This is a genomic window from Croceibacterium xixiisoli, from assembly GCF_009827305.1.
Lineage (GTDB): Bacteria > Pseudomonadota > Alphaproteobacteria > Sphingomonadales > Sphingomonadaceae > Croceibacterium_C > Croceibacterium_C xixiisoli.
In genome coordinates, this window is record NZ_WTYJ01000001.1 from 666,481 (window position 1) to 688,119 (window position 21,639).

Below are 21,639 nucleotides of genomic sequence, written 5' to 3' on the forward strand. Positions count from 1 at the left end.
AACCATTCAAGCCAGCCCCATCCTGCGCCCGTAAGCGATGGTCGCGTTAATCTAAGGCGTCTGCTACTTGATCTACGATTGTTTGGGTGCGTTCATCTGCCACCATCTCAGCCCATTCGCTGCACATTGCCTGCCAGAGAACATCTCCACCGCAAAACAGCCTGTTAGCCGCAGAGAGTACCCATTCATGATGATCAGCAAGCGTCATAGCATTTTGGCAAGCGTCCGAAACAGAAGCCAGATCGCGTCCGACGCGTGTCCAAACATGGCGCCAGTTTTGCACTCGCAAATCTTCAAAAACAACACGCTCTGGCGCATCTTCTCCAGGCAAGAGGGTGCAGCCTACGGCATCTCCTTGGTCTCCATCTAAAAACACTCGCGTGGGTCGAGGAAACCTATTTGCCGAAACCATTTGCCCAAGCGCGATGCCTAGGTTTGCTGCGCCAAACGGAATAATTGAACAGCGAACAAACAGTTGCGGAGCTTTGCGACTTAGAATTTCCGCTAACCAAGTAGCAGCTCTATTGTCTTCAACGTAAAGTTCGCATTCTGGATGGTTTTCGTCGTCCATTTTGGTCATTGCGAACTGAGGGCTAACACCGTTCACAATTTCTTTCCGGCCACCAGTTTCTAAAATGTATATTCTCGCTGAAAGCGGAAGCTCCTCAAGAATATACGGTGAATGAGTACTAAGGATAATTTGGCATTCTCGATCACGCGCTGCTGTTGCTAGATCACGCATCAGTCGTCTTTGCGCTCTTGGATGTAATGAAGACTCAATTTCGTCGATCAGTACAAGGCCGTACCTTGGAAGCTGCTTGGCAAGCAATTCCATCGTGGTAATTTCGCCAGATCCTTGATGAAACCCTGAGTATGTCTTCCCGGCTTTAGACAGGACGGGTATCTCGCGCGTGGAGTCAATCGTCGAAAGTGCCATTTTCGCAAGATCGTAATCACGGCACATAATCTGTGAAAGTCGTGACACTTGATCAGCGGTGAATGGAGTGGAGTTTCCCTCCAGATGCTTGTTTTTTGCGATGCGTGCATAGCCGACACGAGTGCCTACTGGTTGCAGGCGACTTAAATCAATGTGAAGAACGTCGCGTTTAGGTCGTTCTGGTTGCCCTAGCCATCTGGTAGTTGGCTTTCGGACGGAATGGTCCAAGTGCTGGTCACCTTGTTTATAGGCATATCGAACACGCAAATCTTGCTCAGTGTCCCAAGCTGTTTCCGGGAAAAACTCTGAAGGAAAGAATGTACGGCCAGCGCTATTGGGAGACTGATAAGTGCAAGCTGCTGCTTGCAATATTGTGCTTTTCCCAGAGCCGTTTTCTCCGACGATAGCTACAATCGGAAAGTCCAACGAGATGCGCTGCTCGGTCCAGCCGCGGATGTTGCGTATCTCAAGCCATTCCAGCCATTTAGGCCAACCGTTTTGGTTCCGCCATCTCGTTTCTAAACGGCGCATTTCATTGCTGAGTGCCATTGCTCAACCTCTTCTCGGCCGGACGCCGCCCCAAGCGTGTCGCTGCGCATAGAGCGATAGAAAATGGCGATTAATTTGTCGAATTGAAAATTAATGAGGTAATTGCCTCGCTCAAATGCGCCCTTGGCGCGATAGCTTCTTAGGGGAAGACCGCTGTCAGCGTGATTCAATCGTCCCTAGCGTGAAATTCATATCTATCTTGTATTCTACAAGGTCACCCGCATTCACATGTCGCCTGCGATGGCTGCTGGCATCGACGATCGCCTGTGGTCGCTGGACGATGTTGTTGCAAAGTTCGACGCTATGGCTCCAGCGCCCCGCAAAGCGCGGCCCCTATAAAAAGTGAGACCAAATTCAAACTGACACACTGCCGTGCTCTGTCAGGCCGCGTCTTTCGGATTAAACGTCAACACCTCGCCGCCTTTGCGCAACTGGTCAAGATAATCGCCCCACCACTGCGCCATATGCACGCGTTCCTGCCAATGTTGCCCTCGTGCGTAGGTGCCTCGCACCGCATCGCTATGTCCATGGGCAAGGGCGCGCTCGATAGCGTCAATGTGCCATTTGCCGCTTTCATTTAGAAGTGTAGAAGCGGTCGCCCGTAATCCATGCGCCGTGATCTCATCTTGACCCCAGCCCATGCGCCTGAAAGCCTGATTAACGGTGTTCTCGCTAATAGGTTTCAGATGAGACCGCTCACCAGGAAACATAAGATCATAATTGCCTGTCAATGGCCGTAATTCTGACAGCAACGCGATAGTCTGCCGTGATAACGGTACGCTATGCGGGCGGCGCAACTTGGTCCTTTCGGCTGGGACATGCCAAATCGAATTCTCCCAATCGACCTCGCTCCAGCGTGCCCAGCGCAGTTCGCCTGGGCGTGTAAACACATGCGGCAGCAGTTGCATGGCGATCCTAACCGGTCGTGATCCGCCATAGCAATCTAGATCGCGAAGGAAGGCGCCAAGCTTCGCCGGGTCCAGAATCGCAGCGCGGTGCTTCACCACAGGCGTCGCCAGCGCTCCGCCCAGCAATGCGGCGGGGTCTGTTTCGCAGAGCGCATGGGCCACGCCGTGGCGAAATACGCGGCTGGCCAGCGCGCGCGTCCGGCGGGCAGTTTCGCGGTGACCCTTGTTCTCCAGCTTCTTCAGGACTGTCAGCAACTCAGCCGGCTTGATCTCGGCAATCGGCCTGGCGGATATCGGTGCCAGCAGCGATAGGCACCATCGCGCCTTGTCTATCGTCGCGGCGGCTTTGCCGTTCGCAACCAGTTGCACCGCAATGAAATCGTCCGCCACGGATTGAAACGTATTGGCCGCACTTGTCCTGGTGGCAATCTTGGCCATTTTCTTTTCATGCGCTGGATCATTCCCAGCCGCTACGCTCTCGCGCGCCGTATCGCGGGCTTTGCGGGCATCGCCCAGCCGCACGGCAGGGTAGGCACCAAATGACAGCAGCTTCTCCAAACCTGCTACGCGAAACTTGAAGCGCCAGAACTTTCCGCCGGCTGGTGTCACATACAGGTACAGGCCCCCGCTATCAGCCAGCTTGTAAGGCTTCTGAGCCGGCTTGGCATTGCGGATTGCCACATCGGTGAGCGCCATAGGAAAGAACCCCTTAACCGGATGCCGGGGGTATCCTGCCAGGGGTGTTCACGATACCCCCAGATATACCCCGAGATTGAGGGTATCTGTCAGCGAACACGTATGAACACTGGCGGATACGTCTCCGCTAAATATCGCTGATTTTCCGGGGTTTCAAGGACGTGATCGAACGTCTGTGAACAGGGGAATGGTGCCGCTTAGGTGACTCGAACACCTGACCCCATCATTACGAATGATGTGCTCTACCAACTGAGCTAAAGCGGCTTACCCCTGGTTCAGAGGTCTGCGACGGGCTGCCCGATTGCGAGAATCCGCAGCGTGCCAGTGCAGGACGCGGCCTGTAGCGGGAAATCCGCCCGTTGCAAACCCGCGCTCCGCCAAAAATTTCATTCGTTCAGCGGGGCGGTCATCCGACCAGCTGTTCCAGTCTCTCGCTTGCTTCCAGCCACGCCGCCTCTGCCTGCTTCAGCGCATCGGTCAGCTCGGTGCGGCGGCGGCTCAGGTCGCCCAGCTTCTGCGCCTCTGCAGCTGCCTTGCCGGATGTGGAATCGACGATTGCCTTGTCCACCTTGGCCAGATCGCCCTCTACCCGGCCCATGGCCCGTTCGGCCTCGGTCACGGCCTTCTGCGCTTCCTTCAGCTTTTCGCGCGGCACGTGGACGCGCTTGGCGGCCGGCTTGTCCTGGCCCTTGGCCTGCGCGCGCGCATCGCCGACGGGCTTCGCCTGCTTCCGGCCCAGGATATAATCGATGTAATCCTGGATGCTGCCTGGATATTCCTCGGCCGTACCATGGTCCACCAGCACCAGCCGGTCTGCCGTCAGTTCCACCATATGCCGGTCATGGCTGATCATGATCACCGCGCCGGTGTAATCGTTCAGCGCCTGCACCAGCGCTTCGCGCGCGTCCACGTCAAGGTGGTTGGTCGGTTCGTCCAGGATCAGCATATGCGGCGCGTCGCGGGTGATCAGCGCCAGCGCCAGCCGCGCGCGTTCGCCGCCGGACAGCTTGGCCACCTTGCTGGTGGCAAGATGACCGGAAAATCCGAACCGGCCCAGCTGGGCGCGTACCGCGCCGGGGGATTTGCCCTCCATCGCGCGCGTCATATGCGCCAGTGGGGTTTCATCGGATGCCAGCTCTTCGACCTGATACTGCGTGAAATAGCCCACGCGCATCTTGCCAGATGACTGCATCGCCCCGTCCATCGGCGCCAGCTGCGCGGCCAGCAACCGGGCCAGCGTGGTCTTGCCATTGCCGTTGCGGCCCAGCAGGGCGATCCGGTCATCCGGGTCGATACGCAGGTTCAGCCGCTTCAGGATCGGGGTTTCGCCATAACCGACCGTCGCCAGATCCAGCGTGATCAGCGGCGGGCGCAGCTCATCGGGATCGGGGAAGGCGAAGCTGAGGCTGGGATCTTCCATCAGCGCGGTGATCGGCTGCATCTTGGCCAGCATCTTGGCGCGGGACTGGGCCTGCTTCGCGGTGGAGGCGCGGGCGCTGTTGCGGGCGACATAATCCTGCAGCCGCGCACGCTGCGCATCCTGCGATGCCCGCGCTGCGGCCAGCTGGGCCGCGCGTTCGGCGCGCTGCCGTTCGAAGGAATCATAATTGCCGGGATAAAGCGCCAGCTTGCCGCCCTGCAGATGCAGGATGATGTCGACGACATTGTTCAGCAGATCGCGTTCATGGCTGATGATGATCAGCGTGCCGGAATAGGATTTGAGGAAGTTTTCCAGCCACAGCGTCGCTTCGAGATCGAGGTGGTTGGACGGTTCGTCCAGCAGCAGCAGGTCAGGCCCGGAAAACAGCAGCGCGGCCAGGGCGACGCGCATTTTCCACCCGCCGGAAAAACTGTCCAGCGGCTGGGCCTGCATCTCCTCGTCAAAACCCAGCCCGATCAGGATGCGCGCCGCGCGCGACGGGGCGGAATAGGCATCGATCGCCAGCAGGCGCTCATGCACATCACCCAGGCGATCGGGATCGGTGCAGGTTTCGGATTCGGCCAGCAGCTCCGTGCGTTCCTTGTCCGCGGCCAGCACGGCTTCGAACGGGGTCTGCGTGCCGGTCGGCGCTTCCTGCGCGATATAGCCCAGCGTCGCGCGGCGCGGCATGTCCACGCTGCCATTGTCGGGTTCCAGCTGGCCGATCAGCACCTTCATCAGGGTCGATTTGCCCGCGCCATTGCGGCCGATCAGGCCGACCCGCGCGCCGGTGGGAATGGCGGCGGTGGCGCCGTCGATGATGGTGTTGCCGCCCAGACGGACGGTGATGTTCTGGATCGTGATCATGTCACCGGCGCGCCTAGAGCATCGCGCGGCAAAGTGGGACCGGTTTTGCGAAAAAAGCACTGCGGCCCGAAAAGCAGCCCCAGCCTGCATCACATCCTGCGTCATAGTCTTCGGCACGTCACATTCGCTTTCTAGCCGGCTGCCGCGCGCAAAGGGCCGCGCCCGCCGGGTGAGAATGCGTGCTGGGCATCAGCAACAGGGACCGCTGGTTTATCGATCGGGTGCTGCCGCATGCGGCGGCGTACCATCGGCAGGCCATGCGCTGGGCTCTCGATGCCGATGCCGCCGGCGAAATCGTCCAGGAAGCCTATACTCGCATGATCGCCCTGCCGCATTGGGCCGGGGTTATTGCGCCCAAGGCCTATATGATGCTGCTGGTGCGCAACATCGGGATCGACCGGTTGCGCCATGCGCGGGTGGTGCCGTTCGACAAGGGCGGCGATGCCGCGCTGTTCGATGTGGCGGACGAAGCCCCCGATGCTTTTGACCAGATGGCGGCCCGCAGAGAGCTGGAGGCAGTGCGTCAGGCAGTGGCCGGTTTGCCGCCGAAATGCCGCCAAGTGGTCGAAATGCGCAAATTCGAAGAAATTTCTCCAACCGAGATAGCGGAACGGCTGGGCATATCCGTCTCTACGGTCGAGAAGCATCTCGTTAAGGGGATGCGCATTGTCATGGAGGCCATCGGTTCGGCCCGGGGCGAGGATGACGGACGGAATTTTCAGGAAGAGCAATGTGGAGCGGGCGCAGGCGGAAGCCGCGACCTGGCTGGCCCGGCTGGACGCCGGATCGGCTGATCCTGCTGCGTCCGAAGACCGGATCGCATTCGAAGCTTGGCGCGACGCAGATCCGCTCCATCGCGTAGCCTACGCCCAGGCGGTCGCCGCGTGGGAGGCGATCGGCCGTGCGCGCCTGCCGGAGAGTGATCAGCGCCAGATCGAACCGGTGGCGCAGGCGGAAGCAACGCCGTCCTTCTCCCGCCGGTCGCTGATGCGGGCGGCGGCGCTCGCCCTGCCGCTGGCGATTGGCGGCGGCTTTGCCTGGCAGATGATGACGGGCCCGGCCTATGCCGCCACGGCCGTGGGGGAACAGCGCCGGTTCCACCCGGTACCGGGGCTCACCGTGATGCTCAACACCAGCAGCAGCATCCGCTGGCAGATGCGCGATGAATATTGCGAGCTGTGGCTGGATACGGGGGAGGCGGCGCTGCTGCTGCCGGGCGAGCGGCTGAAGCATGTGCTGCTCCATTGCGGCGATCACACGCTGATGCTGGGGGCGGGGGAATACAACATCCGTCGTCGCGATGGCCAGGCGGGAGAGGTGCTGGTGATGTCCGGCGCCGCGCGGGTGGCTGCTGCCACGCCCGCCGGCCCCGCAGCGCGCGCCAGTGGCGGACAGATCCTGCATCTGACCCCGGTTGCCACCGATGTCAGCACCGCACCGGCGCAGGCGGTCGATGCCGCATCGGCCTGGCGTCGGGGGGAAGTGGTGTTCAGCGGCGAAACGCTGGGCACCGCGATTGCCGAGTACAACCGCTATCTGGATCGCCCACTGGTCATCACCGATCCTGCGGTCCGGGCGCTGCGGATCGGTGGCCGGTTCGAAACGCTGCAGCCCGACAGTTTCCTCACTGCGATCAGTTCCACTTTCGGCCTGCAGGTGAAGCCGGGGGATGGCGTCATCGTGATCGAAAGAAATTCTTCCGGACAATAGCGGGCGCGAAGGGCCTGATCGTCTCTGCTGGTGAACGGCCGAACGGGCCGACCATCCAATCGATCAGGGGATCACCCATGCGACCGCGCCGCGTCTGTTCCGCCCTTCTGCTTGCCACCAGCATGTTTGCTGCCGTTCCCGCCCTGGCCCAGCCCGCCGCACCAACGCCGGCACCGGCACAGGCGCAGCAGGAACGCAAGCGGTTCGATATCCCCGCCGGGCCGGCTTCCGCCGCGCTCAACCGCTTTTCCAGCCAGGCCGGGGTGGAGATCGTCTATCCCTTCGATGCCGTGGCCAGCCATTCGGTCGGCGCGGTTTCCGGCACCATGACCGCGCGCGAAGCCCTGGGCCGCCTGCTGCAAACCCTGCCGCTCGGCATTGCCAGCGACAATGGCCGCATGATCACCCTGCGCGCGCGGCAGACGGCAGCGGTGGGGGCAACAGCGACGCCGGTTTCACAGACGGAAATCGTGGTGACAGGTCCGCGCAGCGCGCTCGACCGCGCGATCGAGGCGGAACGGGGGGCAGACAATCTGACCAATGTCGTTTCGGCTGAGGACGTCGGCCAGTTTGCCGATCAGAATGTCGCCGAATCGTTGCAGCGCCTGCCCGGCGTGACCGTGGGCCGCTCGGAAGGGGAAGGGCGCAGCGTATCCGTGCGCGGCCTGCCCTCGCAGTTCACGGCCGTCACCATCGACGGGGTCCGTCTCGGTACCTCGAATGGCGATACGGCCAGCGTCTCGCTCGATTCTGTGTCCGGCGAACAATTGCAGCAGATAGAGATCACCAAATCGGTACTGCCCAGTCAGGACGCCGATACGATCGGTGGCGCCATCAATCTGCGCACATTGTCTGCCTTCACCGGGCGGGAAAACATGCAGATCCGCGTCGATGGCTATTATGGCGAAGTGGTGGACAAGCTCGGGGAACAGGTCTCCGCCAATCTTACCCGCCGGTTTTTCGAAGATCGCCTGGGCCTGGGCGTCTCGCTCGCCTATTCGCGGCGCCCGATCCAGGGCACGGAAATCGAAGGCGATGCCGGGCTGGACGGCGTGGTCGCGCTGGAGGGGGATGGCCCGGAATATCTGCGCCACAATGAGGTGATCCAGGTCACCGAAACGGGGGAGCGGACCCGCTGGAACGCCTCGGCCAATCTCGAATTCCGGCCGAGCGAGGGGGCCGAACTGTTCCTGCGCGGCACCTACAGCCGGCTGCGCGACGATGATCTGAGCTTTCAGGACATCTGGGTGATCGAGAATTCCGAAGACGACAAGATCCTGGAAGTACGCCCGGGCGGCGGGCTGTTCGATGATGTCGAAAACGAACGGCGGATGTTCTTCCAGAATATCACCGATCAGATCGCCAGCCTCTCCACCGGCGGCAGCCTCAGCATCGGCGGCTGGGATCTGGGCGTTCAGGGCGATTGGTCGCTGTCCCGCTTTTCCAACCCCAATGCCCTGCGCGGGCGCTTCCGGGCCGAAGAACTGCTGGTCGATCTCGACAGCGATCGCGACGGCTTCAACCTGACCCCGGCGGTGGGCGATGATGGCGATGGCGGCGATCCGTTCGATCCGGGCAGCTATCAGTTCAACCAGTTGCTCTATGTGCAGGAACAGCGGCGCGACGAAATCTGGGGTGCGCGGCTGGATCTGGGCCGTGATGCCGGATTCCTGGGCGCCAATGGCCGCATCGATCTCGGCGCCCGCGCGCGCTGGCGCACCAAATCCAACGATCGGGAAGAATTCACCGGCAACCCGCGCAATTTCGGCGTGCGCCGGACAATGGAAGATACCGATCTGTTCGACATCGCCGGGCCTGGTTATGCCGGCTTCTTCCCCACGGCCGATGCCGGCTATGCCCTGTTTCTGGAAGCGCGCGATGCGCTGCTGGCCACCAATCCGGCCTATCAGCGCGAAGATCTGTCCGCCTCGGGCGACTATTCGGTCGGGGAAGATGTCTTTGCCGGTTATGCCCAGCTGACCATCAGCCAGACAGACAGGCTGCGGATCGTCACCGGCCTGCGCGTGGAACAAACCCGCTCTGACAGTCAGGGCTATTTCACCGAATTCGACGGCAGCGGGCGCGGGCCTGATGGCGTGGCCAACAGCGGGGAAATCCGCGATCTGGGCACGGTCTCCAACGAATACACCAACTGGTTCCCCGGCCTGCATCTGCGCTGGGAACCGGCAGACGATGTCGTGGTGCGCGGATCGTGGAACCGGGGCATCCAGCGGCCCGATTTCAACGATCGGGTCAACCGCATGCGGGTGCAGTTCGCCACCGATGATCCGGATAATCGTGATCTGTTTGCCGGCAATCCCTATCTCGATCCGCTGACCGCCGATTCCTTCGATTTTTCGGCGGCCTGGTATCCCAATCGCGGCACCGCGCTGCAGGCGGCGATGTTCTTCAAGCGGATCGACAATTTCTTCTTCGATTTTTCCGGTGATGGATCGGATCTGTCGCTGCTGCCGCTGCGCCTGCCCGATGGGGTCGGCACCGATTTCGAATCCATCGAAACCACGCTCAATGGCGAAACGGCCAAGGTGTTCGGCGTCGAACTGTCCTGGACGCAGGCCTATGCCGATCTGCCGGGCATATTGTCGGGCCTTTTCACCCAGACCAATGTGACCTGGGCCGATTCCGAATCCACCGCCAATGTCCGCGCTGGCGAAGTCTTCGCCCTGCCGGGCCAGCGTGATCTGGTCGGCAATGCCTCGCTCGGCTGGGAAGACGATGGATTGTCGCTGCGGGTGTCGGCCAATTACCGGGGCAAGGCGCTGGTGGTGCTGGCCGGCAATGTGGAAGAGGATGTGTTCGATCGCCCGACCGTGCAGGTGGATTTCAACCTGCGCTATGATCTGACCGACAGCCTGCGGCTTTATTTCGATGCCGCCAATCTCAACAATGCCCGCGACATCGAGTATTACCGGGGGGAAAGCGGCGGGCTGTTCTACACCAATGCCGCCTTCGGCCGGACCTTCAAGCTGGGCCTGCGCGCGCAATTCTGATCTGTCACCACGGGGCCATATGGTTGCCTGACGGCTGCGGCGCTGCCACAGAAGCGCCGCAGTCGCCCTGATCGAGGGGCAATCAGAAGGATCAGCCATGTCAGACGCGCGTGCCATCGGTCGGGTTGCCGGGATCGATTTCGGCACCACCAACTCGGTCGTCGCGCTCAGCGGCGCGGGCAATGATGCCCAACTGGTCGGGTTCGATGCGCCGGACGGGCGGACATCGGTGTTCCGTTCGGCCCTGTGCTTCTGGCAGGAAAGCGGCGTGCGCGGGCTGGCGCATGAAGCCGGTCCCTGGGCGATTGCCGAATTCCTCGATTATCCGCAGGGCTGCCGTTTCCTGCAATCCTTCAAATCGGTGGCCGCCAATCCCCGCTTCGAAAGCGCCAGCCTGTTTGAAAAGCGGCTGAAATTCGAAGAGCTGGGGCAGGTGTTCCTCGATCATCTGATCCATCATGCCGGCGATGCGCTCAAGCAATTGCCCGAACGGATCATGATCGGCCGCCCGGTGCGCTATGTCGGGCAGAGCCCGGATGTGGCGCTGGCACGGCGGCGCTACGATGCGATGTTCGCCATGCTCGGGCGCGAAATCCACTATGTCTATGAACCGCTCGGCGCGGCCTACAGCTATGCCTCCCGCCTGGCCGAACCGGCCAATCTGCTGGTGGCGGATTTCGGCGGCGGCACCAGCGATTTTTCCATCGTCCGCGTGGACGCGCCCGGCGCCGCACGCCGCTGCATTCCGCTCGGCTCCGCCGGTATCGGCATCGCCGGTGACCGGTTCGATTACCGGATCATGGACAAATTGGTGCTGCCCATGCTGGGCAAGGGCAGCAATTACCGCTCCTTCGACAAGGTGCTGCCGATATCGGACGGGCATTTCACCGATTTCGGGGACTGGTCGCGGCTGGCGCTGATGCGCAACCGGCGGACGCTGGACGAACTGGCGCGGCTGCAACGCGCGGCACTCGATCCCGAAGCGATCGGGCGGATGATCGCTGTGGTCGAACATGAACTGGGCTATCCGCTCTATGAAGCGGTCGGTCAGCTCAAGCGGCAATTGTCTTCGGCAGAGGCAGCGACATTCCGCTTCGACAGTGATGAACTGTCGATCGAGGCAGAGGTGACCCGCGCCGATTTCGAACAATGGATCGCGCCCGATCTGGATCGGATCGCGGCCACGGTGGATGAAGCGCTGGAACGGGCGCGTGTGTCGGCCGATCAGATCGACCGGGTTTTCGTCACCGGCGGATCATCGCTGATCCCGGCCGTGCGGCGCCTGTTCGAAAGCCGGTTCGGCGCAGAGCGGATCGACAGCGGGGAAGAACTGACCTCCATCGCGCATGGTCTGGCGCTGATCGGGAACGAACCCGATCTGCGCGACTGGACGATCGAGGAAAACGAACTGGCGTAACGGAGGCGCTCAGCCCTCTTCTTTGGGCTTGAGCGTGATCCACACATCCACCGGGGCGGCGAATTTGCCCGGTGCGGGCTTGCCCACATCGATGCGCTCGGCCTGCACCAGTTCGCCGGTTTCCAGCGTGAAGCTGGCCCAGGGCTTGGGCATCCGGTTGAAGCTCATTTTCTGCACCGGGCGCCCGGTGACGGTGTTCATGATCGTTGCGATAATAGCCATGTCCCGGCTCCTAATCGGCGGTGGGCCGGCTTGTCGACCGGGGCGCGATGACAAACCCACAGGCCAGTTCGGGCTCAGCCGTATCGTCGGGAACATGACGCCGGGATCAGCGCTTATCGGTCATGAGCCGCAAACCCCGCCAGCGCGCGACATCCACCGAACAGGCTGACACTCTGACAGATATTGCCATGCCCGACGCGCGGCAGACGGCCGAGGATGCCGGACTGCGCTATATGGGCGATGATGGCCCGGGCATCACCCGCCGCAAGCAGGGCAAGGGCTTCTGCTATCGTGACGCGAAGGGCGCGGTCATTCGTGATGAGAAGGTGCTGGCCCGCATCCGCAGCCTGGTGATCCCGCCCGCATGGCAGGATGTGTGGATCTGCCCCCGGGCCAATGGGCATATCCAGGCCACGGGCCGCGATCTGCGCGGGCGCAAGCAATATCGCTATCACCCCAAATTCCGCGAAATCCGCGACAGCAACAAATTCGACCATATGATCGAATTCGCCACCGCTCTGCCGGCTATCCGCGCCCGGATCGATGCCGATCTGTCCCGCCGGGGCCTGCCGCGAGACAAGGTGCTGGCCACGATCGTGCGCCTGCTCGAAACCACCATGATCCGCGTCGGCAATGTCGATTACGCAAAGCAGAACCAGAGCTATGGGCTGACGACGCTGAAGGACAAGCATGTCTCGATCAGCGGCGGCGAACTGCGGTTCCAGTTCAAGGGCAAGAGCGGCAAGGAATGGCGCCTGCGCATCCATGACCGGCGGATCGCCCGGATCGTGAAGGCCAGCCAGGATCTGCCGGGCCAGCAGCTGTTCCAATATATCGATGCCGACGGGGACAGGCGTGAAGTCTGTTCGGATGACATCAACGCCTATCTGAAACAGATTTCAGCGGCTGATTTCACCACCAAGCATTTCCGCACCTGGAACGGCACGGTGCTGGCCGCCGCCGCGCTGGCGCAATGCGATCCGGCGGAAAGCGAAGCGGCCGCCAAGCGCGCCATCCGCCAGGTGGTGGAGGGGGTGGCGCAGCGTTTGGGCAATACGCCCGCCGTCTGCCGCAAATGCTACATCCATCCCGATGTGTTCGACAGTTATGCGCAAGGCGCGCTGACCTTGCCGAGGAGCCGGCGCGCAGGCTTCAGCGCCGAAGAGGCCGGCGTGCTTGTCTGGCTGAAAAATAGGTCTGCCGAGCGGGCGAAGGCGGCCTGAATCCAGCCGCCTCCGCTCCATTCCAGGCTTACTGCGCCAGGCTCAATTCGACCATGACCGGGTTTTCCTCCGATCCGTCACCAAAGATGGAAACGACATAATCGCGCCCACCACGGGTTTTCTGCCCTTCTGCCTTCAATCCAAATTCGGCATCGGACAGACCGGTGTCATCAGCCTCTGCGCGGAAACTGGTGCAGGTGGCGCGGGACAGGCTGGTGGCCAGATCGGGATCCAGCTGCCCCTTCCACCCCGTCAGTGTGCTGGCAGGATCGGACAGGACGAAGGCCTTGGACTTGATCGTGCCATCGGCGGCCCAGCTGTAGATCGCGCCGTCATTGGACAGCACGGAACAGGCGCGGCCATCGCGGCTGCAGTGGAGCGTGCCACGCTCGCTGCCACCCGGTCCCTGGTCGGACAATTGCTGGCGCTGCGGTTCGGTCAGCACATGGCCGAGCGGGAACTGACCCTTGTCGAAAGACACGCAATTCTGCTGCGCAAACGCGGCGGAGGGCACCAGCATCGCTGCCATGATCATGCAAATCTTGGTCTTCACATCCATCTCCCTGAACATCACTCAGCCGCAGAAGGCGCGGGTAATACGGCCCGTATCCGGATCGGTTTCAATGGTTGCGCGGTCGGCGCGAAAATCCTCCGTCACCGCATCGCCGGGCCGGATCTGCCTGATCGTCCGGGCGCCGGTGAACTGGCTGGCTGCACCATCATTGATGCGCGTTTGCCCCACCAGCGTGCCGATCACGGCTTCGCGGCACAGCCCGGTACCCGCACCCGCCGGGGCGCTCGCCACATCATCCGTCGCGGTGCTGGTCTGGCAACCGGCCAGCAACAGGGCGGCGGGGCAGGCGATCTGAAACATCAGGCGCATCGTGTCATATCCTTGCAAGTGATGCCCATAAGACGGAACCGCACAGCCGATGCCGGATCATTCATCCAGGAAATAATCCCCGCAATCCGCGCCCGGCATGTCGATTTCATAGCGCAGGCTCTGCGGGTCGTAGCGGAGGCTGCGGTTGACGCTGCAGGCGGCATCCTGCGCTTCAGCCGCTTCCTCGGCAGTCAGCACGCGATCGGGCAATTGCCGTTGTTTCGCCAGCAGGCCGGGCTGGGCCACGGCATGGCTCTGATACAGCAGCACCGGCCAGTCGCCGCGATGGCTGGTATCGAGATGGAGCAGCGCCTCGAACTTGTAGCTGTCGTGGCACACATTCTGCCGGGGCACCTGGTCCGCTTCGGAAAAACACGCACGGATCAGCTTGTCGGCGGCCAGCGGCAGCGACAGGACAGGGCGCGCCTCGCCATGATCAGTCGCGGGATTGTCGACCCGGAACAGATGCAGCCAGTTGTCGCTCGCGCCACCGCCGGAATAGCCCCGACGGCGCTGCAGCTGAACACCGAGCAGCCAGGATTGCGCTTCCTGGCCCGCTTGCGGCAGGCTGATGAACATCGGCCAGGCGCTGAGCTCGTCCTGCGCGCCGATCTCGATCGGCAGGGCGATCTCATGCGCCTGTCCCTCGATCTCGAACCGCATGCGCACCGGCCCCTCGCCATCGCGCAGCACGGAATAAAGGATCGGCGTATTGGGAATGCCAAACACGCCCCCATCGCGCGGCGTGGGCAGGTCTTCCCCTTGCGTCAGATGGGCGAACAGATGGCCGGACTGGTCCTTTTCGGCAAAGCTGCTGGGCGCGGCCTGGGCGGCGCTTGCGAAAAGCGCGAGAGAAAAGGCCGCGGCGGCAAGGAAGGATTTGCGCATCAATCTATACTCCCGTGCACTGCGGTTCGCGCACGTCCAGCCCCTGCACCCGGGCGCCTTCGCTCGCGGGTGTCAGCAGGATTTGCTGCACGCAGGTGGACACAACATGATGTGATCGTTCGCGGCTGCACAGCGTGGCGGCGGGATCGTCCCCGGCCAGCTGGCTCGGCCCGCAGCGATAACCGGCCTTTTCCAGCGCCGCCCTGGCTTCGTCCAGCGGCATGCCCGGCTTCACCAGCCCGGCCACCTCTTCCGACAGGTCGGCATGAGTTTCGGCGGCACAACCGGCCAGCGCCAGCGATGACAGGGACAGCAAACTTGCCAGCAACGGCAATGGTCGGATCATTCGGATACTCGGAAAACCTCAGGCCATGGCCGGAGTTTTCCAAGTTTTGCCGGGCTTGTCACCCCTCGTCGCCAAACGGAAAAGGAAGAGTTCTATCAACCTGGCCCGGTCGACACCAATCGGGCAGGCGTGGTCACTGCCTGTGCGGATAGGGTCGGAATGTGAAGAGAGTGGAGGCCCGAGCCGGAATCGAACCGGCGTGCGAGGATTTGCAGTCCTCTACGTAACCACTCCGCCATCGGGCCGGAGCGGGCGCACTAGCGAAAGCTGGTCGATGACGCAACGCCCATTTCAAACATATGCCAATTGCGCGGCCTATTGCTTGCCCGTCATTCACGCAACGGTTAGCGTCCGCACCAGATTTCGAAGAATTGGTAGATTCCGAAGGATTGGTAATGGCCGACAATGAAGTGAAGATGCAGCGCATCGCCGGGCATAGCGAGGATCGGTTCCTCGGCTCCGATGTGTTTGAAAGTGGCGGGCGCAATCTGCCGCCTCCGCGCCGGGGCGGCACGGTGCGCGAAGATGCGCGCGATATCGATATCTATCATCAGTGCGATGTGGTGGTGATCGGCGGCGGGCCGGCCGGCTGCGCCGCTGCCTGGGCCGCCGCGAAGGCTGGGGCCGATGTCACGCTGGTGGAACGCTACAACCATCTGGGCGGGCTTTCGACTGGCGGCATGGTAATGTGGATCGACCGCATGACCGATTGGCAGGGCAATCATGTCATCCAGGGTTTCGCGCGCGAATTCATCGAACGCATGCCCGCCGATGCCGTTGCCGGACCGCCGCGGATCGACTGGGGCTCCACCGACAAGGGCAAGGCCGCCTATTGGGGGCAGCGGACCACAGCGTTCCACGGTATCGTCTGCTGGGCGCCGACGATCGATCCCGAACGGATGAAGCTCAACAATCAGGAAATGCTGCTCGAAGCCGGCGTGCGCATCGTCTTCCACGCCTGGGCCGCGCGCCCGCTGGTGGAACATGGCGTGGCCAAGGGCGTCATTTTCGAAAGCAAGGCCGGGCGAAATGCGCTGCTGGCCAAGGTGGTCATCGACACCACCGGTGACGGGGACATGTTCGCCCGCGCCGGCGCCGATTTCGACACCGATATCGAGGAAGGCGACGTCCACCATTCGATGAACACCGGCTGGGTGCTGGGCGGCGTCGACATGGACCGCTGGATCGATTGGAAGGTCCACAATCCCGATCAGCTGCGCCAGTTCATGGATCGCGGGCGCGAAGAACTCGGCTTCTTCCAGACGCCCTATGTCAGCTGGCGTTCGGACATCGCCCTGTTCCTCGGCCCGCGCCAGTCCGGCCTGTCGGCGCTGGACGTGGACGATATGACGGAGGTGGAAATCCGCAGCCATCGTTTGATGGAGGGGCATTGCCACTTCTTCCGCAAGCATGCCCCCGGCTTCGACAATGCCTACAGCCTGCAGAGCGGCAACCAGCTCGGCGTGCGCCATACCCGCCGCCTGGCCGGTATCGGCCGGATCGAGCGCAAGGATTGGGCCAATGGCGTGCCGGCGGCGGACGAAGTGGGCATCAGCCCCTCGCTCAGCCCCAAATTCCCGGTGCTTTCCGTACCCTATGGTGCGATTGTGCCGCGTTCGCTCGACGGGCTGCTCGTGGGCGGGCGGCATATTTCCTGCGACGCGAACAGCCACGGTTTCATGCGCGAAATCCCGCAATGCTGGATGACGGGCCATGCAGCGGGCGCAGCGGCGGCAGTCGCGGCCAATCGCGGGGTGCAGCCGCGCGAAGTCGATGTGAACGAAGTGCGTGCGCTGCTGCGGTCACAGGGCGCGCATCTCAGCGATGATGCGGCGGTGGCTGCCGCAGGTCAGGCGAGCGTCGCGGCTGAATAAGCCGCAAGGTCAGGCCAGACAGAAAGGGCGCCGCCGGTCATGCCGGCGGCGCCCTTTTCGTGTCAGCGCTGCGTAGTGCTGCAGGTCAGGACATCAATCCTCCAGCGGCAGCAGCACACCCCCGGTGCTGAGCGGCTGCACCGCCTTGCGGAATGTGCCGAGATAGCCGGTGGCCGGCATCACATAGCCCGGCCCATTGCGCGTCGCGAGTTCGGCGGCGGATACGGCCATGTCGATGCTGCGGTTCTGCACGCTGATGGTGATCTCGTCACCATCGCGAATCTTGCCGATCGGTCCGCCGGTCGCCGCCTCGGGCGAAACTTCGGCCACGGTCAGTCCCTTCAGGCACAGGCCCGACAGCTGGCCATCGGTGACGAAGGCGGTCGTCTTGGCCAGGCCTGCAGCATCGAGAGCGAACAGCACGGCGCTGGCGCCGCCGCCCATGGCCGGGCCGCCCTTCAGCCCCTGATTGCGACATACGACCACGTCGCCCGCCACCACCTGGCCTTCGGCAATCGCGTTCATGCATTCGGCGCCGGTTTCGAACACGCGGGCCGGGCCGGTGAATTCTTCCGGCCGCGAACCATCGCGAATACCCAGGCGGACGACGGCGGAATCGGCAAAGCTGCCCTTCAGAATGGCAATCGCCGGGCCCACGCCAACCGGATCGCTGACCGGCTTGATCACATCGGGGCCGGGGATTTCATAACCGGCCAGGTTTTCGGCCAGGGTCTTGCCGGTCACCGTCATTACGGAGGTATCGATCCGGTCTTCCAACCGCTTCAGGATCGCGCGCGCGCCGCCCGAATCTTCGAACTCCTCGATCCGGATGGCGCCGGTCGGGCGCACGGCAGACAGCACGGGCACGTCGCTCATCTCTTCCCACAGGGCAAAGATGTCGAGATCCAGCTCACCTTCGATGGCGGTCGCCTGCAGATGCTTGATCGCATTAATCGAACCCGAAACACCCAGCACGGTGGCGATGGCATTGCGGAAGGCGCCCGGCGTCAGGATCTGGCGCGGGCGCAGATCTTCCTGCACCATTTCCACGATCCGCCGGGCGGCGGCGCGGGCATTGTCCTGCATCTTGGGGCTGTTGCCGCGCACCGGCGCATGGCCGGGCAGGGCCATGCCCAGTGCTTCGACCACGCAATGCATGGTGTTGGCCGTCGCCATGCCGGCGCAGACGCCCGGGCCCACGATGGCGTTTTCCGCCATATCCGCCACCGGGAACTTCGGCTTGGCGCCAAACCGTTCGCCCACCGCGCCGGACCAGACATCTTCCACATCCACCGGCTCACCGTCGATCTCGCCTGCCTGCTGATAACCGCCGATCACCAGAATGGTCGGCAGGTTCAGCCTTGCGGCAGCCATCAGATGGCCCGGCGGGGTCTTGTCGCAACTGGTCAGGCAGATCATCCCGTCCAGCAGCGCGGCTTCCACCTGCACTTCGATGTCATTGGCGATGATGTCGCGCCCGGCCAGAATGTAGGAACCGGACTTGGCCGCGCCGGTGATGAAGTCCGACGGGGCGGCGGTGCGCACTTCGAACGGCACACCGCCGGCCTTGCGGATTTCTTCCTTCACGATTTTGGCGATGCCATCGAGATGGGCATAACAGATCGCCAGCTCGGAACTGCTGTTCACCACGGCAATCTTGGGCTTTTCCATGTCCTCGGCCGACAGGCCCAGCGCCTTCCAATTGGCGCGGCGACCCGGGGTATTGGCGGCGATACTACGCAAAGTCATTCTATGTGCTCCGTTCAGGCGGATGCCAGCTTGCCGGCTTCGGCTTCCCTGGCCGCTTCTGCTTCCTGTTCCTTACCCAGCCGCTTGGCGAAGAAGGACAGCGCCACGATCCCGACAACCACGCCGGCCAGGCACAGCCCGGTGGCCAGATAGCCGTCGAGCACGGCCTGGCGGTCCTCCAGGAACAGCCGCGAACCGATGATCGGGGCTGCCACGGCGGCAAACTTGGCCATGAAGCTGGCCCAGCCGCCACCCGTCGAACGGATGGAGCTGGGGTAATAGATGCTGGTGATCGAAATCACCGCTGCATGGCCGATACCGATGGTGACGGAACCGAGCAGCAGGATGGGGATGAAGGACGGACCGCCCACCAGCAGGCCGGAACCGATGATCACGGCCAGCGGGATACCGATCAGGGGCGCCAGGGCGATCCAGATCGGGCCCTTCTTTTCGGTGAAGGCCAGCAGGGCCACACCGCCCACGGCGCCCAGAATGGCGCCCACCGATCCCAGATTGGTGGCGGTGGAAAGAGAGATGTCCAGCTTTTCCATGAACAGCACGCCGAAGCTGGATTTCAGATAGATCGCGAAAGAGGAGAAGAAGTACGTGATCCAGATGATCGGGGTGATGAACAGCAGCGATCCCTTGAACAGCTGCGATGTCTTCGACCAGGGCGAACCGCCGGCCACGTCCTTCTTTTCATCCGATAGAATCAGCTGGGTATAACGCTGGCTGAGCACATCGGGGGAAAAGCGCGCCAGCAACGGCATCACCTTGTCGATCGCCTTACCCTTGGCCACCATCCAGCGGGCGGATTCCGGCAGGGTGAACTGCAACAGCACAGCCAGCGCCAGCGTCGCAGCGCCGCAGCTGAAGAACACCATGTGCCAGGTATAGCCCAGGTGCAGCACCAGGAAATTGGTCACCTGCCCGGCCACTGCGCCACCCAGGCTGAAGCCGAGCATGATGATCGTCACCGATGTCGCGCGCAGCGATTTGGGCATGGCTTCGATGTTCAGCGACCATGCCGGGGCCAGCAGCCCGCCGATCGTCAACCCGCCGAAGAAGCGCAGCACGATCAGCAGTTCAGCCGTCGTGGCGTAGCCGGTGACGAAGGTCAGGATCGCGCTCAGCAGGGTGCAGAGCAGAATCACCGGGCGCCGGCCGAACACGTCGGCCAGATAGGATCCCACCAGCGATCCGATCATCTGCCCCAGGAAGGCAGCGGAACTGACATAGCCCATCATTTCCGGCCGCAGCGACATCTCGTCGCGAATGTAGGGCAGGGTATAGGTGATCAGGGCGAAATCGAGCCCGTCGAAGAATGTCACCAGACAGGAAAGGAAGATCAGCCACTTGTGAAAGGGGGTGATTTTCAGCCCGCCGAGAAAGCCGGCGACGTCGAGCGTCGGGCCTCCTGCCTGTGCCTGGTCGGCCATCGTGATACGTCCTCTCCGAATGGTATTTTCGGCGACGCTAATCAAAATTGCGTAGAACTGCTATGTTTTTTGCGCGTTTTCGTATTCGTGAAAATTGCGTGAAAAATTCTGACTTTATTGCGAATGACTCGCGATTTTCTCGCGGTGCCCGAACGCAAAACAGGCGGCGGTGCCACGCACCGCCGCCTGTCTGAACTGCTTCCAAATATGCCTCTGCCGGCGCTCAGGCGGCGGTCGCATTGACTCCCATGGATGCCAGGTAGCGCTTCACATTGCGTGCGGCCTGCCGCAGCCGCTGTTCGTTTTCGACCATGGCAATGCGGACATAGCCTTCGCCATCCTCGCCATAGCCGACACCCGGTGCCACGGCGACATCGGCATGGGTCAGCAACTGTTTGGAAAATTCCAGACTGCCCATGTGCTTCAACGCCGGCGGCAATGGCGCCCAGGCGAACATTGATGCCGGCGGCGGCGGAATGTCCCATCCGGCCCGGCCGAAGGCTTCGACCATTACATCGCGGCGCTTGTGATAAAGCTCGCGATTCTTGTCGACGATATCCTGCGGGCCATTGATGGCGGCAACGGCTGCCGCCTGGATCGGGGTGAAGGCGCCATAATCGATATAGCTCTTTACCCGGGTCAGCGCCGCAATCAGCGTCTGGTTGCCGACGGCAAAGCCGATACGCCAGCCGGCCATGGAAAATGTCTTGGACAGGCTGGTGAATTCCACCGCCACATCCATCGCACCCTTGGCCTGCAGTATGGACGGGGTCGGCTTGCCGTTGAAATAGAGTTCCGAATAGGCAAGGTCGGACAGCACCCAGACCTTGTTCTCCTTCGCCCAGTCGACCAGCCGCTGGTAGAATGCCAGATCCACCACTTCGGCCGTCGGGTTGGACGGATAGTTGACGATCAGCACGGTAGGGCGGGGCACGGTGAAGCGCATCGCCTTTTCCAGCGAATCCCAATAGCGTTCATCGGGCGTGGTCGGCACAGACCGGATCGTTGCGCCGGCGATGATGAAGCCGAAGGTGTGGATAGGATAGCTGGGATTGGGCGCCAGAATGGTGTCGCCGGGGGCGGTGATCGCGGTGGCCAGGCTGGCGAGGCCTTCCTTCGAACCCAGCGTCACCACCACTTCTGCATCGGGATCCAGATCCACGCCCCAGCGGCGCTGGTAATAGCTGGCCTGCGCGCGGCGCAGGCCGGGGATGCCCTTCGACTGGGAATAGCCATGGGCGTCCGGATTCTGTGCCACTTCGCACAGCTTGTCGATCACATGCTGTGGAGGGGGCAGGTCGGGGTTGCCCATGCCAAGATCGATGATGTCCCGCCCGCTCGCTCGCGCCGCGGCCCGCATCGCATTGACTTCGGCAATGACATAGGGGGGCAGACGCTTGATGCGGTAAAAATCGGTATCCATGACCTTGAATCATTCCAGTTCCGGCGGCGGGATGCGCGCGCGGTGCATGCAATTGTGACGGAATCGGCGGTTGCACG

General features: G+C 62.4%; 17 protein-coding genes, 2 tRNA genes and 1 pseudogene. 7 read left to right on the forward strand and 13 right to left on the reverse strand.

Features of this window, described 5'->3' with window-relative positions:
* Nucleotides 1-46: 46 nt before the first annotated feature.
* Nucleotides 47-1,486 (reverse strand): ATP-dependent nuclease, encoded by a 1,440-nt coding sequence (locus GRI97_RS03180; protein WP_161389668.1) that lies wholly within the window; start codon nucleotides 1,484-1,486, stop codon nucleotides 47-49.
* A 228-nt stretch (nucleotides 1,487-1,714) separates the two neighbouring features.
* Between GRI97_RS03180 and GRI97_RS19000 the strand changes: the two are divergent.
* Nucleotides 1,715-1,832: pseudogene (locus GRI97_RS19000) on the forward strand (IS1 family transposase); the annotation flags it as partial.
* Nucleotides 1,833-1,866: 34 nt separating this feature from the next.
* On the opposite strand, the gene GRI97_RS03185 reads toward GRI97_RS19000, so the two are convergent.
* From GRI97_RS03185 to GRI97_RS03195, 3 genes are all read right to left on the reverse strand, one after another.
* Nucleotides 1,867-3,090 carry a tyrosine-type recombinase/integrase gene (locus GRI97_RS03185; RefSeq protein ID WP_161389669.1) on the reverse strand — a complete coding sequence of 408 codons (1,224 nt, stop codon included), beginning with the start codon at nucleotides 3,088-3,090 and terminating at the stop codon, nucleotides 1,867-1,869.
* 188 nt (nucleotides 3,091-3,278) lie between these two features.
* Nucleotides 3,279-3,354, reverse strand: a tRNA-Thr gene (locus GRI97_RS03190).
* A gap of 142 nt (nucleotides 3,355-3,496) precedes the next feature.
* On the reverse strand, nucleotides 3,497-5,377 hold the full coding sequence (locus GRI97_RS03195; protein WP_161389670.1) for an ABC-F family ATP-binding cassette domain-containing protein: 1,881 nt from the start codon (nucleotides 5,375-5,377) through the stop codon (nucleotides 3,497-3,499).
* A 221-nt stretch (nucleotides 5,378-5,598) separates the two neighbouring features.
* Between GRI97_RS03195 and GRI97_RS03200 the strand changes: the two genes are divergently transcribed.
* The 4 genes from GRI97_RS03200 to GRI97_RS03215 all read left to right on the forward strand — a co-directional run bounded on the left by GRI97_RS03200 (nucleotide 5,599) and on the right by GRI97_RS03215 (nucleotide 11,515).
* A complete protein-coding gene (locus GRI97_RS03200; RefSeq protein WP_328598523.1) occupies nucleotides 5,599-6,171 on the forward strand; it encodes an RNA polymerase sigma factor in 573 nt (190 codons plus the stop codon).
* Entirely contained in the window at nucleotides 6,080-7,087 is a 1,008-nt protein-coding gene (locus GRI97_RS03205; RefSeq protein WP_161389672.1) for a FecR family protein, read from the forward strand. The genes GRI97_RS03200 and GRI97_RS03205 overlap by 92 nt, the downstream gene beginning before the upstream one ends.
* A gap of 122 nt (nucleotides 7,088-7,209) precedes the next feature.
* Nucleotides 7,210-10,098 carry a TonB-dependent receptor gene (locus GRI97_RS03210; RefSeq protein WP_161389673.1) on the forward strand — a complete coding sequence of 963 codons (2,889 nt, stop codon included), beginning with the start codon at nucleotides 7,210-7,212 and terminating at the stop codon, nucleotides 10,096-10,098.
* Nucleotides 10,099-10,195: 97 nt separating this feature from the next.
* Nucleotides 10,196-11,515 carry an Hsp70 family protein gene (locus GRI97_RS03215; protein WP_161389674.1) on the forward strand — a complete coding sequence of 440 codons (1,320 nt, stop codon included), beginning with the start codon at nucleotides 10,196-10,198 and terminating at the stop codon, nucleotides 11,513-11,515.
* Nucleotides 11,516-11,524: 9 nt separating this feature from the next.
* Here the strand turns inward: GRI97_RS03215 and GRI97_RS03220 are convergent, their stop codons facing one another.
* Complete coding sequence (locus tag GRI97_RS03220; protein WP_161389675.1) at nucleotides 11,525-11,737, reverse strand: hypothetical protein; 213 nt, start codon at nucleotides 11,735-11,737, stop codon at nucleotides 11,525-11,527.
* Between the two features lie 122 nt (nucleotides 11,738-11,859).
* Here GRI97_RS03220 and GRI97_RS03225 point away from each other — a divergent pair, with 122 nt between their 5' ends.
* Nucleotides 11,860-12,960 (forward strand): DNA topoisomerase IB, encoded by a 1,101-nt coding sequence (locus tag GRI97_RS03225; protein WP_235917590.1) that lies wholly within the window; start codon nucleotides 11,860-11,862, stop codon nucleotides 12,958-12,960.
* 28 nt (nucleotides 12,961-12,988) lie between these two features.
* On the opposite strand, the gene GRI97_RS03230 is transcribed toward GRI97_RS03225, so the two are convergent.
* The 5 genes from GRI97_RS03230 to GRI97_RS03250 form a co-directional block, all read right to left on the reverse strand.
* Nucleotides 12,989-13,513, reverse strand: coding sequence for a hypothetical protein (locus GRI97_RS03230; protein ID WP_161389676.1), 525 nt, complete (start codon nucleotides 13,511-13,513; stop codon nucleotides 12,989-12,991).
* Nucleotides 13,514-13,534: 21 nt separating this feature from the next.
* A complete protein-coding gene (locus GRI97_RS03235) occupies nucleotides 13,535-13,843 on the reverse strand; it encodes an I78 family peptidase inhibitor (protein WP_161389677.1) in 309 nt (102 codons plus the stop codon).
* 57 nt (nucleotides 13,844-13,900) lie between these two features.
* Entirely contained in the window at nucleotides 13,901-14,731 is an 831-nt protein-coding gene (locus GRI97_RS03240) for a hypothetical protein (RefSeq protein ID WP_161389678.1), read from the reverse strand.
* A gap of 4 nt (nucleotides 14,732-14,735) precedes the next feature.
* A complete protein-coding gene (locus GRI97_RS03245) occupies nucleotides 14,736-15,059 on the reverse strand; it encodes a hypothetical protein (protein WP_161389679.1) in 324 nt (107 codons plus the stop codon).
* 189 nt (nucleotides 15,060-15,248) lie between these two features.
* Nucleotides 15,249-15,322: transfer RNA gene (locus GRI97_RS03250), tRNA-Cys, on the reverse strand.
* A gap of 150 nt (nucleotides 15,323-15,472) precedes the next feature.
* Between GRI97_RS03250 and GRI97_RS03255 the strand changes: the two genes are divergently transcribed.
* A complete protein-coding gene (locus GRI97_RS03255) occupies nucleotides 15,473-16,951 on the forward strand; it encodes an FAD-dependent oxidoreductase (RefSeq protein ID WP_161389680.1) in 1,479 nt (492 codons plus the stop codon).
* 93 nt (nucleotides 16,952-17,044) lie between these two features.
* Here GRI97_RS03255 and GRI97_RS03260 read toward each other — a convergent pair whose 3' ends face one another.
* The 3 genes from GRI97_RS03260 to GRI97_RS03270 form a co-directional block, all read right to left on the reverse strand.
* Nucleotides 17,045-18,700, reverse strand: a complete 1,656-nt coding sequence (locus tag GRI97_RS03260; RefSeq protein ID WP_161389681.1) for a dihydroxy-acid dehydratase — start codon at nucleotides 18,698-18,700, stop codon at nucleotides 17,045-17,047.
* A gap of 14 nt (nucleotides 18,701-18,714) precedes the next feature.
* Nucleotides 18,715-20,139: an MFS transporter gene (locus GRI97_RS03265; protein WP_161389682.1), complete on the reverse strand. Its 1,425-nt coding sequence runs from the start codon at nucleotides 20,137-20,139 to the stop codon at nucleotides 18,715-18,717.
* 223 nt (nucleotides 20,140-20,362) lie between these two features.
* A complete protein-coding gene (locus GRI97_RS03270) occupies nucleotides 20,363-21,562 on the reverse strand; it encodes an LL-diaminopimelate aminotransferase (protein ID WP_161389683.1) in 1,200 nt (399 codons plus the stop codon).
* Between the last annotated feature and the right edge of the window lie 77 nt (nucleotides 21,563-21,639).